12 protein-coding genes are annotated in these 12,960 nt (G+C 64.5%); all 12 read left to right on the plus strand.

Annotated elements, in window-relative coordinates; translation table 11 throughout:
* The first annotated feature begins 205 nt into the window (after positions 1 to 205).
* Positions 206 to 1,567: a CmpA/NrtA family ABC transporter substrate-binding protein gene (locus tag ACAM58_RS28985; RefSeq protein WP_369665042.1), complete on the plus strand. Its 1,362-nt coding sequence runs from the start codon at positions 206 to 208 to the stop codon at positions 1,565 to 1,567.
* A gap of 2 nt (positions 1,568 to 1,569) precedes the next feature.
* Positions 1,570 to 2,421 carry a nitrate ABC transporter permease gene (gene ntrB, locus ACAM58_RS28990; RefSeq protein WP_369665043.1) on the plus strand — a complete coding sequence of 284 codons (852 nt, stop codon included), beginning with the start codon at positions 1,570 to 1,572 and terminating at the stop codon, positions 2,419 to 2,421.
* Between the two features lie 11 nt (positions 2,422 to 2,432).
* Positions 2,433 to 3,275 carry an ABC transporter ATP-binding protein gene (locus ACAM58_RS28995; RefSeq protein ID WP_369665107.1) on the plus strand — a complete coding sequence of 281 codons (843 nt, stop codon included), beginning with the start codon at positions 2,433 to 2,435 and terminating at the stop codon, positions 3,273 to 3,275.
* 167 nt (positions 3,276 to 3,442) lie between these two features.
* Positions 3,443 to 4,384, plus strand: a complete 942-nt coding sequence (locus tag ACAM58_RS29000; RefSeq protein WP_369665044.1) for a LysR family transcriptional regulator — start codon at positions 3,443 to 3,445, stop codon at positions 4,382 to 4,384.
* Between the two features lie 217 nt (positions 4,385 to 4,601).
* Positions 4,602 to 6,080 carry an aldehyde dehydrogenase gene (locus tag ACAM58_RS29005; protein WP_369665108.1) on the plus strand — a complete coding sequence of 493 codons (1,479 nt, stop codon included), beginning with the start codon at positions 4,602 to 4,604 and terminating at the stop codon, positions 6,078 to 6,080.
* Positions 6,081 to 6,118: 38 nt separating this feature from the next.
* Positions 6,119 to 7,588, plus strand: a complete 1,470-nt coding sequence (locus ACAM58_RS29010; RefSeq protein WP_369665045.1) for an FAD-dependent oxidoreductase — start codon at positions 6,119 to 6,121, stop codon at positions 7,586 to 7,588.
* 51 nt (positions 7,589 to 7,639) lie between these two features.
* Positions 7,640 to 8,839: an ABC transporter substrate-binding protein gene (locus tag ACAM58_RS29015; RefSeq protein WP_369665046.1), complete on the plus strand. Its 1,200-nt coding sequence runs from the start codon at positions 7,640 to 7,642 to the stop codon at positions 8,837 to 8,839.
* A gap of 7 nt (positions 8,840 to 8,846) precedes the next feature.
* Positions 8,847 to 9,704 (plus strand): branched-chain amino acid ABC transporter permease, encoded by an 858-nt coding sequence (locus tag ACAM58_RS29020; protein ID WP_369665047.1) that lies wholly within the window; start codon positions 8,847 to 8,849, stop codon positions 9,702 to 9,704.
* A complete protein-coding gene (locus ACAM58_RS29025) occupies positions 9,697 to 10,659 on the plus strand; it encodes a branched-chain amino acid ABC transporter permease (protein ID WP_369665048.1) in 963 nt (320 codons plus the stop codon). The genes ACAM58_RS29020 and ACAM58_RS29025 overlap by 8 nt, the downstream gene beginning before the upstream one ends.
* Positions 10,656 to 11,417 carry an ABC transporter ATP-binding protein gene (locus ACAM58_RS29030; protein WP_369665049.1) on the plus strand — a complete coding sequence of 254 codons (762 nt, stop codon included), beginning with the start codon at positions 10,656 to 10,658 and terminating at the stop codon, positions 11,415 to 11,417. Before ACAM58_RS29025 ends, ACAM58_RS29030 begins: the two co-directional genes overlap by 4 nt.
* A gap of 8 nt (positions 11,418 to 11,425) precedes the next feature.
* Positions 11,426 to 12,130: an ABC transporter ATP-binding protein gene (locus ACAM58_RS29035; protein ID WP_369665109.1), complete on the plus strand. Its 705-nt coding sequence runs from the start codon at positions 11,426 to 11,428 to the stop codon at positions 12,128 to 12,130.
* A gap of 73 nt (positions 12,131 to 12,203) precedes the next feature.
* Positions 12,204 to 12,917, plus strand: a complete 714-nt coding sequence (locus tag ACAM58_RS29040) for an IclR family transcriptional regulator (RefSeq protein ID WP_369665050.1) — start codon at positions 12,204 to 12,206, stop codon at positions 12,915 to 12,917.
* Positions 12,918 to 12,960 lie beyond the last annotated feature (43 nt).

Below are 12,960 nucleotides of genomic sequence, written 5' to 3' on the forward strand. Positions count from 1 at the left end.
CGTTGCTGAGGCCCACAGGATAGTTGCCGGTACAGCCGCACAGATGCTCGAAAAACGCAACAAGAGGTGCGTTTTTGCGGGCTCCACGGGGCCATGCAGGATATGTGCACAGCAGGTTGTGAATTTCCCGGCGGCTATTTGCACGGAACATGCTCACCATTGCCATGTCGCGGACCTGATCCGTTCAACCCAGCCTGGAGGGCCCATGGACCCATCGCACGAGTATGTTCGCCTTTCCCGCATCGGCCTCTGTGCATGCGGCAGTACCCACGGTGACGATGAGGAGTGCCTTGCGGAGAATCCGCCTGCGAATGCCGGCGACGCGCTGGCCGGCGCCATGGCCCAGGGCATGCTGCACGGCCTCTTTCCCGAGCGCGGCCTGCGGCGGGCATTCGTCAAGACGCTGGGGAGGGCAGGGGCGCTGGCCGCACTCACGGCACTCACGCCCCTGACCCAGCTTGCCGCCGTCGCGCAGGAGCGCAGCAGCAAGGGCGTGCCGGAGAAAAAGCGGCTCGCTGTCGGCTTCCTGCCCATCACCTGCGCAACGCCGCTGATCTATGCGGAGCAACTCGGACTCTTCCCGCGCGAGGGGCTGGAACTGAGCCTGCAGAAAGTCGCCGGAATCGCACTGATCCGCGACAAGATGGTCAACGGCGAACTGGACATCTCCCAGCAGGTGATGCCCGTTGCGCTGGCCATGTCCGCCGGCATCGGCGGCGCTCCCATTCCCACCCGTGTGATGACGGTGCTCAACCAGAACGGCAACTCGCTGGTCCTTGCGATGAAGCACAAGGACAACCGTGACCCGAAGAACTGGAAGGGCTTCAGGTTCGCCGTGCCGTTCGAGCAGTCCCATCAGATGCTCCAGCTGCGGCACTATCTCGCATCGGCAGGGCTGGACGCGGACCGCGACGTGTCCTACCGCGTCGTTCCTCCGTCCGAGTACGTCTCCAACCTGCGCGTGGGCAACATCGACGGTTTCTTCGGCGGCGAGCCAGGCGGCCAGCGTGCCGTGTACGAAGGGGCGGGTTTCATTCACCTGGTCTCGAGCGAGATCTGGCCGGAACATCCTTGTTGCTCGGTGACGGCAACCGAGGCCTGGATCAAGGCCCATCCGAACAGCTTCATGGCCGCCTACCGCGCGATCATCGCGGCGAGCCTGCATGTGTCCGAGCCTGCCAATCGCGCGGGGATGGCCAAGATCCTTGCCCAGCCGCAGTATCTCAATCAACCCGAAACGGTCGTGGACCAGGTTCTCACCGGTAGGTATGCCGACGGCCTTGGCAACGTGAAGACGCTGCCGCGTCGCATCGACTTTCAGCCCTTTCCTCACTACTCGAGCGCGGTCTGGCTCCTGACCCAGATGCGCCGATGGAACATGATCAAGGAGGACCTGGACTACAAGGGGCTTGCTCGCCAGGTCATGCTGGCCACCGATGCAAAGCGCCTCATCGAGGAGCGCGGCGGCAGGGCACCGGAGGTCGGGTTCCGCAAGGAAACCATCTTGGGCAAGAGCTTCGACTCCGAGCATCCCGCCGAATATCTGAAATCGCTGGGCAGGGCCTGACCATGCAGGGCGCGATCTCGACCTCACGCTCCTGGCTGGCCACCTTGGCGATCGGCCTGCTCTTGCTGGCCGTCTGGCAGGCACTCGCCTCCACCGGCGGCGGCAGCGCGCCGGCCGAGCTTTCGGACTACGACAAGCTGATGGGCAAGAGCCCCGGCGCATCCGTGGAGCGCTCGGCCATTCCGACCCCAGTCGACGTGTTCAAGCGCGCCGGCGAACTGTTTGCGGATCCATTCCGCCGCAACGGCGAGAACGACCTCGGCATTGCCTGGCACCTGCTCGATTCGCTCAGGCGCGTGTTCAGCGGCTACGCGATGGCCGTGCTGGTCGGTGTCCCCTTGGGCTTCTTGCTGGGACTGGTGCCATGGCTGGGCCAGGCGCTGAATCCTTTCATCCAGCTGCTGCGGCCCGTCTCGCCCATGGCCTGGATGCCGCTCGCGCTCTACACGCTGAAGGACAGCGGCGCCTCGGCGATCTTCATCATCTTCATCTGTTCGATCTGGCCCATCCTGATCAACACCCTGTACAGCACCGCGAGCGTGCGCCAGGACTGGACCAACGTCGGCCGCGTCATCGGACTCACGCCGCTGGAGCGGGCGCGCAAGATCGTCTTTCCGGCGGCGGTTCCCATGATCCTCACGGGCATGCGCATCTCGATCGGCATCGCGTGGCTGGTGATCGTGGCGGCGGAAATGGTGGTGGGCCAGAGCGGCATCGGCTTCTTCGTGTGGAACGAATGGAACAACCTGCAGATCTCCAGCATCATCGTCGCCATCGTGATGATCGGCATTGTCGGCCTGGTGCTCGACCAGTTGCTCGGCGCATTGATGAAGCAGCTGAGCTTCCGCGAATGAAAGGGCAGACGATGTTGCGGCCAACTTTCCCGACCGTTTCGACGGCCTCGACCGCCGCGCCTGGATTCCTGCGCGTTTGCGGTGTGCGGCAGACCTTCAGCACGCCCAAGGGCGACTTTCCTGCGCTCAGCGAGATCAACCTGGAGATCCGCAGAGGCGAGTTCGTCGCCCTGATCGGCCATTCTGGTTGCGGCAAATCGACGTTGCTCAATCTTCTCGCGGGACTGGCATCGCCGACCGCGGGAACCGTCTCCTGCGATGGGGAGGTGATCCGTGGGCCAGGACCTCGGCGGGCGATGGTGTTCCAGAACCATTCTCTCCTGCCCTGGCTCAGCTGCTTCGACAACGTGCGCATGGCGGTGCGCAGCGTGTTTCGTGCCGAGTCTGCGTCCGCGATCGACCGTCGCACCGAGGCGGCGCTCGAGATGGTCGGCCTGGCGCAGGCTGCCCACAAGAAGCCCAGCGAAATCTCCGGCGGCATGAAGCAGCGCGTCGGCATCGCCAGGGCGCTGTCGATGGAACCGCAGGTCCTGCTGATGGACGAACCCTTCGGCGCGCTTGACGCGCTCACGCGCGCCAAGTTGCAGGACGAGCTGCTCGGCATCGTCGAGAAAACCGAAAGCACCGTCGTCATGGTCACGCACGACGTGGACGAGGCGGTGCTCCTTGCAGACCGCATCGTCATGATGACCAACGGTCCCGCGGCGCGGATCGGGGAGATCCTGGACGTTCCCATCGGGCGCCCGCGCGATCGCGTCAGCCTGGCGACCGATCCGACCTATGCGGAGTGCAGGCGCGCACTGATGGACTTCCTCTACCGGCGCCAGGCGCACGTCGAGCAGCCGACGGGCTGAGTTCGCCCTGGCAATCTTCCACGGCACTGTGCCCGGACTGAGAAGCGGCCATGCTCGGCTGCGCTTTCCCTTGTGTTGCCCATCTCGATGTGAAATGCTATCCAGAAACCACCGGCCACCCGGGCCGATGGAGCAGGATTGCATACGACAACGCACGAGAAGGCCGCATGACGACCAAGAAGGTACCCCTCGCCAACCTCGATTGGGACGATGTGCGCCTGTTCCTGCATATCAACCGCACGGGGAGTCTTTCTCAGGCGGCCCGGCAGCTTCACATCGATCATTCCACGGTCAGCCGCCGGCTCTCTCAGTTGGAGCTTTGCTTGGGCGGCCCACTCTTCGAACGTCACCGCGCCGGACTCAAACCCACCGAGCTGGCGCATGTCCTCGCGCTGCAGGCCGAGAACATGGAGCGGGCCGTGTTGTCGCTGCAAGAGGAACTCGGCGGAACCGACAGGGAGCCTTCAGGCAGCGTGCGTATGGCCATGATGGAAGGGATTGGCACCACCTTCGTGGCCCGCCATCTCGCGCCGCTACTGCGGACGTACCCCCGGCTGCGGTTGGAATTGGTGACGTCTTCCTCCATCGTCAACGTGAGCCGCAGGGAAGCCGATGTCTTCGTCAGTTTTTTCAAACCGATCGGCCAGGGCCTGGCGTGCGAGCCAGCGGGCTCGTTCGCGTTGTACCTGTACGGTTCGCCGAACTATCTCGAAAAACACGGAGTGCCCGCGAGTCTGTCCGATCTGCCCAAGCACCAGTTCGTCGGATACCTCGACGATCTGATCCAGCTCGACGCGGTCCGCTGGCTCGATGAGCTAGTCGCAAGGCCCCCGATGAGCTTCCAGTCCAACAGCATGCTCGCGCAGATGGCCGCCGCGGCGTCCGGCCTCGGTCTGGTGCTGCTTCCCAAGTTCTCCGTGGTGAAGGAGGACACGCTGGTTCCGGTGCTTGCCAACACGGCGAAGGTGACGCGGACGCTCTGGGTGAGCGTGCACCATGACCTCCAATACTCGGCTCGCATTCGCGCTGTCACCGAGTACCTTCATCGGCTCTTCGAGTCGAAGCAGGAATGGCTCAACGGCCCCGCGGATGCGCAGCCGCGCGGCTAGCGTGGTGAGATAGAAGCCTGTTGCAAGCGTTCCTCGCTTGCAACGGTGCCTTCCGCAATCACTGCGGTGGTGCCAATGCAGCACGACCATCAATGACATCGACTAGGTTGAGCGCAGCCACGGTTGTCACGCTTTTGTAGTTCTGCTGGACAGAATGCTTGCCGCTATTTTAGAATTACCCTAGACTTTCGGCCATCGACACACAAGAGACATGCGCATGAAGCGATACCAGCTGTTCATCAACAACGAATGGATCAACCCGGCCGCCGGTGCCTGGTTCGAATCGACCGAGCCCTACTCGGGAAAAGCATGGGCCGAGGTTCCGAGGGGAGGGGTGGCGGATGTCGAACTCGCGGTACGCGCTGCGCATGACGCGCTTGAAGCACCCGCTTGGCGCGACCTAACGGCCACGCAGCGGGGCGCATTGCTGCGCAAGCTTGCCGACCTGGTGAGCCAGAACATCAATGTTCTTGCGGAAACCGAGCAGCGCGACAACGGCAAGCTCATCGCAGAGGTCAGCGGGCAGGTCCAGAACGTCGCGCAATGGTTCCACTACTACGCCGGCCTGGCCGACAAGGTCCAAGGCGCGGTGGTGCCGATCAACAAGACCGGCGTCTTCAATTACGTCAAGCACGAACCGCTGGGCGTGGTTGCGGCGATCACACCGTGGAACTCTCCACTCGCCCTGACGGTGTGGAAGATCGCCCCGGCGCTTGCAGCGGGCAACACCATGGTGATCAAGCCTTCGGAATACACGTCGAGCTCGCTGCTGGAACTGGCTGCCTTGGTCAAATTGGCAGGGTTCCCGCCGGGCGTTTTCAACGTCATCACCGGCTTCGGCGCTGAAGTCGGCGAGCCGCTCGTGAGCCACCCCCTGGTGGCCAAGGTGGCCTTCACCGGCGGCGACGCCGCCGGCCAGAAGATCAACGAGATCGCCGCGAAGGATTTCAAGAAGGTCACGCTCGAACTCGGAGGCAAGTCCGCCAATATCGTCTTCGATGACGCGGACCTGGACCAGGCCGTGATGGGCGCGGTGGCCGGCATCTTCGGTGCGGCCGGGCAGACCTGCATGGCCGGCTCGCGGCTGCTGGTGCAGCGTGGCATTCACGACCGCTTCGTTGCGATGCTCATCGACCTCGCCAGCAAAGCCATCGTGGGCGATCCGGCAAAGATGGAAACCCAGGTCGGGCCCATCGCTACCAAGGCGCAGTTCCAGAAGATCCTGGGCTACATCGAGATCGCCAAGGACGGCGGCGCCAAGTGCGTGCTCGGCGGCCATGCACTCACCGGCGAAGGCTACGGACAGGGCCAGTTCGTGGCGCCCACCATCTTTACGGGCGTCACCAACGACATGCGCATTGCGCAGGAAGAAGTCTTCGGACCCGTGCTGTCGGTGATTCCTTTCGACGACGAGGCAGACGCGCTGCGCATCGCCAACGACACCCAGTTCGGCCTCGCGGCGGGCGTATGGACGCAGAGCCTGCATCGTGCGTTCCACATGTCGGACCGGTTGAAGGCCGGCACAGTGTGGGTCAACAACTACCGCGCCACCAGTTTCACCACGCCCTTCGGAGGCTACAAGCGCAGCGGCATCGGACGCGAGGGCGGCGTGGACGCGATCAAGGAGTACCTGCAAAGCAAGAGCGTCTGGATTACCACGCAACCGTCACGCACCAACGCGTTCGTGCTCGGCTGACCCCAACCCGGCGCCTGCGCGCCACTCCCGGAGACAACATGAATTCAAAGATGGAAACCGACCTGCTGATCGTCGGCTGCGGCGTCGCGGGCCTCTCGGCCGCGGTCACTGCCCTGGAAGCGGGCCTCAAGGTCATCAACCTCGAGCGCTCGGAGGAAGAGCACTTCGGCGGCAACTCGCGCTGGACCGAAGCCTACATGCGCATGAAGAACGATTCGGAAATCTCCGACGACTTCGAAGAGCATTTCGCCCACAACGCGGGCTGGAACATCGATCCCAACGTGCTCAACGCATTGACGGACGACGCGGCGCTTCAGCCGGCATTCGCAAAGGCGCATTCGCTGCCCGATCCGGAAGTGATCTCGGCCTTTGCGCAGTCGGTGCCGTCGACGCTGGCGTGGCTGAAAGGATTGGGAATGAAGTTCGGCCCCCAGCCAATCTATCTGTTGACGCAGAACACCACGCGCATCGCGGCAATGGGCGGAGGATTGGCGCTGATAGAAACCCTGCGCGCGAAGGCACTCGCGCTGGGTGGCGAGATTCGCTATCGGACCACTGCGATCGACCTGGTGCGCGGGGAGGAGGGCGCGGTGAACGGCGTCGCCACGGTCCGTCCCGACGGCGTGCGCGAGGTGCTGCGCGCCAAGAAGGTGCTGCTCGCCAGCGGCGGCTTCCAGGGCAACCCCGAGATGATGACCCGCTACGTAGGAGTTCGCAGCAAGCACATCCGCCCTGTGGCCATCGGCGGCTACTACAACAAGGGCGAAGGCATTCGCATGGCGCTGGATGCCGGCGCGGCGCCCGCCGGCGAGTACGGTTCGTACCACGCGGAGCCGGTGGACCCACGCTCGAAGATGGCCGAAGCCGTGGTCTTCATCTATCCCTACGGCATTCTGGTCGACAAGCATGGGCACCGTTTCACCGACGAGGCCCCTGGCACGGTCGACGCGCACTACGACAACATCTCACGCTGCATTGCCGATCAACCCGACGGCATCAGCTACGTGATTTTCGACGCAAAGGTCGAGGACATCCCGCGCTGGCGAACCAGCATCCGCTCCGACCAGCCCTCCATCAGCGCTCCCACACTGGAGGCACTGGCCGCCCAGATCGGCATGCCCGCGGACAGCCTTGCGCGCACCGTGCGCGAGTTCAATGCGGCCTGCCCGCAAGGTGAGGGCGACTTCGATCCGCTGCACGTCGACCACCGCGCCACCACTGGCCTTGCGGTGCGCAAGAGCCACTGGGCACGGCCGATCGACAAGGGCCCGTTCCAGGCCTACCCGATCATTTCCACCAACTGCTTCACCTTCGGGGGACTCAAGGTCAACAGCGACGCGCAGGTGCTCGACCAGGACGGCCGGGTGATGGCTGGCCTGTATGCCGCAGGGGAAACCATGGGCATCTATCACCAGGTCTACACGGGCTCGACTTCGGTGCTGCGAGGCCTGGTCTTCGGCCGCCGCGTGGGCCAGCACGCCGCGGCCGCGGCGGCGCAGCCGGCCTGAGCCGCAAGAGCGGCACGCACATCCCCTACAAAAAACCACCGGAGACAAACCATGGACCGTCGTTCCTTTCTCACCGTCGCGGGCAGCGCCGCGACCGGCTCCCTGATGCTGCCGCGCTTCGCCATTGCACAGGCCAGGCCTTTCAGCTACTACAGCGTCAACGCCTTCTCGGGCAACTTCGCCACCAGCGGCAAGTACAGCGATCTCGGCGTGCGCGCGGCTGTCACGGCCTTCGGCAACGGGCTGGGGCGTCCGATCGACTACCGCAAGATCGACAGTGAAGGCAACCCCGCCATCGCGGTGCGCAAGGTGCAGCAAGCCATCGATCAGGACAAGGCGCGCCACTTCGGCGGCGCCGCGCTGTCGAACGAGGCTCTGGCCATCATGAAGGAGATCGACAAGAACAAGGGCGTCTACTTCACCTATGTCGGTGCCGACGAGGTCACCGGCAAGGACTGCAATCGGTCCACGTTCCGCTGGGGCCTGCCGACCTACGGCGCGGTCAACACGGTGATGCGGCCCCTGATCCAGCAGAACCCGAAGTGGAAGAAGGTCTACACCATCACCGGCCAATACGTGTTCGGCGAGGCGCTGCTGCGCAACGCGAAGGCAGTGATGCAGGAAACGAAGCTGGAACACGTGGGCAACAGCTATCACTCCTTGGCCGAGAAGGAGTTCTCGGGCTACCTCGGCAACGCCATGGGCTCCGGCGCCGACGTGCTGCTGGTGCTGAACTTCGGTGCCAACACGCTCGACCTGCTGCGCCAGGCCGCGACCTTCGGGCTCAAGCAGCGCATGGCGGTGGTGGTCGCGTGGTTCTCCGGGCTCGACACCTTCCAGGCGCTCGGCGCCGACGTGACCGACGGCATGTACTTCGGACTGCAGTACTGGCATACGCTGGACACCCCCGCGAACAAGGATTTCGTGCGGGTCTACAGGGGCGAGTTCAAGGAAAATCCGCGCTTCTACTCGGCCGCCGACTACCAGGTCGCCACGCTGATGTTCGACGCCGCCAAGCGCGCCGGCAGCGATGAGCCCGCAGCGATCGTGAAGGCGCTGGAAGGCCACAGCTACCAGGGCCTCACCGGCGACGAGCAGATCCGCCCTTTCGACCACCAGGTGTCCAAGAACTACCTGCTGGTGCGCGGCAAGAAGAAGGCGGCGATGAAAGACGCGGACGACTACGCCGACATCCTGTCCTCGTCTCGCGCGCTGGTTCCCCAAGGCGAATCAGATTGCAAGCTGGTGTGAGCGGGCCATGAACATCTATCTGTTCCAGGCGCTCAATGGGCTCGGGGTCGGCATGGTCTACTTCCTGCTGTCCGTGGGCCTGAGCATCATCTTCGGCCTGCTTGGCTTCGTGAACTTCGCGCATGGTGCGCTGTTCCTCATCGGCGCCTACACCGCAATGTTCGTCACTGCACAGACCGGCAGCTTCCTGCTCGGCCTTGCGGCATCGTTCGCGGCCGTGGCCGTCATCGGCGTGGTTGCGGAGCGCTGGCTGCTGCGGCGCACCTATCGGATGCCGCACGAGTCGCAGATCCTCATCACGGTCGGCCTGACATTCATCCTCACCGAGGGGGTGGTGATGATCTTCGGGCCAGAGTCGCAGCAGGTGCCCATGCCCGACATGCTCGCCGGTGTGTTGATGCTTGGCCCCTATCCGGTGCCGGTCTACCGCATCTTCATCTTCGGAGTCTGTGCGGTGGTCGGGCTGGGGCTGTGGTTTCTCTTCGAACGCACGCTGTTCGGCGCGCGGGTGCGTGCAGGCAACGAGTCGTCCGAGATGCTCAACCTGCTCGGCATCAGGGTCAGCCGGGTCTATGCCCTGACCTTTGCGCTGGGAACCGGCCTTGCGGGGCTGGCGGGCGGTCTCGCCGCACCGCTGCGCGGCGCCGATCCCTCGATGGGCGCGGAGGCGATCGTGATCGCGTTCGTCGTCGTCGTCCTCGGCGGCATCGGCAGTTTCAGCGGGCCACTGGTGGGTGGGCTGATCATCGGCGTCACGCAAAGCATGATGAGCGCGATCTGGCCCGAGGGCGCGCGTCTGGCCATTTTCATCGTCATGGCGGGCATCCTCCTCGTCATGCCCAAGGGGTTGTTCGGCCGTGCTTGAAAAGATCAAACATTCTTCCGGGCTGTTCTGCCTGGCGCTGGCCGTCTTCGCGTTGGCCATGCCGCTGGTGATGGGCTCGACGGCCACGGCCGGCGTGGTGCTGGTGTTTGCAATCGCGGCGGCCGCCTGCAACCTGTTGCTGGGCTACGCCGGCCTCCTGAGCTTCGCGCAAGGCAGCTTCTTCGGCGTGGGCTCCTATGCCGTCGGCATCGTGCTGAAGGCGGCACCGGGCGCGGGCATGGCGGCGCTGCTCGTGTGCGTCATGGCCGGGATGGTTGTGGCATTGGCCATCGGCATGCTGAGCATCCGCCAGCGAGGCATCTATTTCGTGATGATCACGCTCGCGATGGCGCAGCTCGCCTACTTTGCCGCGCTGTCGTTCCCGCAGCTCACCGGCGGCGAAAATGGATTGCTCGACATTCCGCGCCCCGCCACGGGCCTTGAGGGCATCGTCGGCGAAGGCGCTGGCCAGTACGCGTTGATCGCCGTGGTTTTCGTGCTCGCGATCGCGTTCTTGCGGCTCGTGGTGCGTTCGCCGTTCGGCCGCGCGCTCGACGCGGTGCGCGAGAACGAGGTGCGCGCGCAGACCGCCGGCTACGACGTCCAGAAGCTCAAGCTGCTGGCTTTCTGCGTTTCCGGGGGCCTCACTGCGCTGGCCGGAGCGCTCTATGCGCTGCAGCTGCGCTCGGCGCCGCTGTCCAACATCGATCTCATGACGTCCGAGACCATCCTCATCATGGCCATCCTTGGCGGGCGCCGGTCGCTCCTTGGGGCAGCCTTCGGTGCGCTCGCCATGACCTTGATGGCCGAGCAGTTATCGCAGTGGTGGCCGCGCTGGCAGATGATCGTCGGCTTGGTGCTGATTGCCGTGGTGCTGTTCGCGCCCCGCGGGCTCGGCGGTGCCTGGGCGCATTGGCGGGACCGCCGCAGCGCCCCGGCAGGAGATCGCGCATGACCACAGCAGGCAACCCTTTTCTCTGTGCCCGTGGGCTGGGGCTCGACTACGGTCGCTTCACCGCAGTCGGAAAGATCGATCTTGAGCTGGGCACGACCGGCCTGCACTCGCTGATCGGCCCGAACGGCGCGGGCAAGACCTCTTTCTTCAACATCGTGAGCGGCCGCCTGCCGGCCAGCCGCGGCAGTCTCATGTTCGAGGGACAGGACATCACGCGTTCCGGTGCGCACCGGAGGGCGCGCCTCGGCATGGCCCGCAGTTTCCAGGTGACGAGCCTGTTCGGCGAAAGCAGCGTGCTGCACAACCTACAGATGGCGGCAATGGGCGTCGCCCCGTCGCGGTCCTACAGGTTCTGGAGCAACTGGGCGCGCGAGACGCAAAGGCTCGACGTCGCCACGGAGGTCTTGCGCGAACTGGAGCTGACCCGCCATGCTGCGACGCCGGTCGCTTCACTCGCGCATGGCATGCAGCGCGTGGTGGAAATCGGCATGTGCCTTGCGGCCCGGCCGCGCCTGCTGCTGCTGGACGAGCCGCTGGCCGGACTCGGCCTTGCGGACGTGCCCCGCATCACCGAACTGTTGCAGCGGCTCAAGGCCCGCTACGCGGTGCTGCTGGTGGAGCACAACATGCGCGTGGTCATGGGGATCAGTGATCGCATCACCGTCATGTTCCAGGGCAACGTCATCGCGGAAGGTGCCCCGGCAGCCATCCGCGAGAACGCCCAGGTGCGGCGGGTCTACTTGGGGAGCCAATCATGAACGAGGCCATTCTGGTGCTGGAGAACGTGAATGCGTCCTACGGCAAGAGTCATGTGCTGCATGGTGTGTCGATGCATGTGAACGCGGGCGAGATCGTGAGCGTGCTCGGGCGCAACGGCATGGGCAAGACGACGACGATGCGCACGGTTGTCGGGCTGCTGCGCGCGCATGGCGGCTCGGTGCGCTTCGAAGGCGTCGACCTCGTGGGCATGGCGGTCGACGAAATCGCGCGCCGCGGCATCTCGCTGGTGCCCGCACACCGTGGCATCTTCACCTTGTTGTCGGTGCAGGAGAACCTGCAGATCGCCCAGAGAAAGCACGCGCGGTGGACGCTGGAGCGCGTCTATGACGAGTTTCCGCGTCTGCGCGAGCGTCGCCGCAACCTCGGCGGTGCGCTTTCCGGCGGCGAGCAGCAGATGCTCGCCATTGCACGGGCGCTGGTCCAGGGGCCCAAATTGCTGCTGCTCGACGAACCGACGGAAGGCCTCGCACCGGTGATCGTGGACGAACTCACGGAGCTGATTCGTGGTGTCGGCGCATCGGGCATCCCGATCGTGCTGGTGGAGCAGAGCTTTGCGGTGTGCCGCACGCTCGCCCGGCGACACTATATCCTCGAGGAGGGTGTTGTCGTCTACGAGGGCCGCACGGAAGACCTCGATGCCGATGCGTCGGTGCTCGAACGCTTCCTGGGTCTGGACGTGGACGCGCATTGAGAGTGGTCAACGTGCGTGTGGTGTCCAGGAGGTCCGCGCTAAACTCGATTGATCTTCTTCTGAGTGGCATTCGATGGCTGATGATTCCGGGGTGAGCGCGGTGGAACGCGCGTTGAGCCTGCTCGACGCTTTCAACGAACTGGACTATGCGTTGACGCTCGCCGATCTTGCGCGGCGCACGGGGCTCTACAAGAGCACGATCCTGCGGCTGGCGGAATCCCTGCAACGCACGGGCTATCTCAAGCGCTTGGCAGACGGCTCTTTTCAATTGGGTGCCGCGCCACTGCGGCTTGGCGCGATCTACCAGAGGCAATGCCGCACCTCGGAGCACGTCCCCGAGGTGCTGCGCGAAGTGGTCGAAGCCACCTACGAGTGCGCATCGTTCTATATCAGGGACGGTGAGCACGCGGTGTGTCTCCATCGGGTCGACTCGGCCCGCATGATCCGCGATGCGATCCGCGAAGGCGACCGCTTGCCAATCGACAAGGGCGCCGCCCCCCAGGTGCTTTTGGCTTTCGGCGAGAAAAAGACCGGAAAGAAGTTCGACCGCATCCGCGCCGAGATGTCTTGTGCCTCGTTCGGTGAATACGACGCGGAGATCGCGGCCTTGTCGGTGCCGGTGCTGAGCGTGAATCGGCAGCTGGTCGGCGCGCTGACGATTTCCGGCCCGCGCTATCGATTCGAGAACGTCGACCAGGCGCCGATGCTTCAGGCGCTTTTCGCCGGGGCGCGCAAACTGACTGACCTTTTCGGTGGCGACGCCAAGTGGTTCGATACCGCGTCCTAGCTGGGCAATGCCGCGGGTCTGCATTGTCCTTGCCACATCGCCG

Source organism: Variovorax sp. V116 (assembly GCF_041154435.1).
In the GTDB taxonomy this organism is placed as follows: domain Bacteria; phylum Pseudomonadota; class Gammaproteobacteria; order Burkholderiales; family Burkholderiaceae_C; genus Variovorax; species Variovorax paradoxus.

What these genes read in the sequence shown, in the direction of transcription:
- ACAM58_RS28985 (WP_369665042.1), top strand. Translation starts at nt 206, where the DNA reads ATGGACCCATCGCACGAGTATGTTCGCCTTTCCCGCATCGGCCTCTGT.
- ntrB (WP_369665043.1), top strand. Translation starts at nt 1,570, where the DNA reads ATGCAGGGCGCGATCTCGACCTCACGCTCCTGGCTGGCCACCTTGGCG.
- ACAM58_RS28995 (WP_369665107.1), top strand. Translation starts at nt 2,433, where the DNA reads ATGTTGCGGCCAACTTTCCCGACCGTTTCGACGGCCTCGACCGCCGCG.
- ACAM58_RS29000 (WP_369665044.1), top strand. Translation starts at nt 3,443, where the DNA reads ATGACGACCAAGAAGGTACCCCTCGCCAACCTCGATTGGGACGATGTG.
- ACAM58_RS29005 (WP_369665108.1), top strand. Translation starts at nt 4,602, where the DNA reads ATGAAGCGATACCAGCTGTTCATCAACAACGAATGGATCAACCCGGCC.
- ACAM58_RS29010 (WP_369665045.1), top strand. Translation starts at nt 6,119, where the DNA reads ATGAATTCAAAGATGGAAACCGACCTGCTGATCGTCGGCTGCGGCGTC.
- ACAM58_RS29015 (WP_369665046.1), top strand. Translation starts at nt 7,640, where the DNA reads ATGGACCGTCGTTCCTTTCTCACCGTCGCGGGCAGCGCCGCGACCGGC.
- ACAM58_RS29020 (WP_369665047.1), top strand. Translation starts at nt 8,847, where the DNA reads ATGAACATCTATCTGTTCCAGGCGCTCAATGGGCTCGGGGTCGGCATG.
- ACAM58_RS29030 (WP_369665049.1), top strand. Translation starts at nt 10,656, where the DNA reads ATGACCACAGCAGGCAACCCTTTTCTCTGTGCCCGTGGGCTGGGGCTC.
- ACAM58_RS29040 (WP_369665050.1), top strand. Translation starts at nt 12,204, where the DNA reads ATGGCTGATGATTCCGGGGTGAGCGCGGTGGAACGCGCGTTGAGCCTG.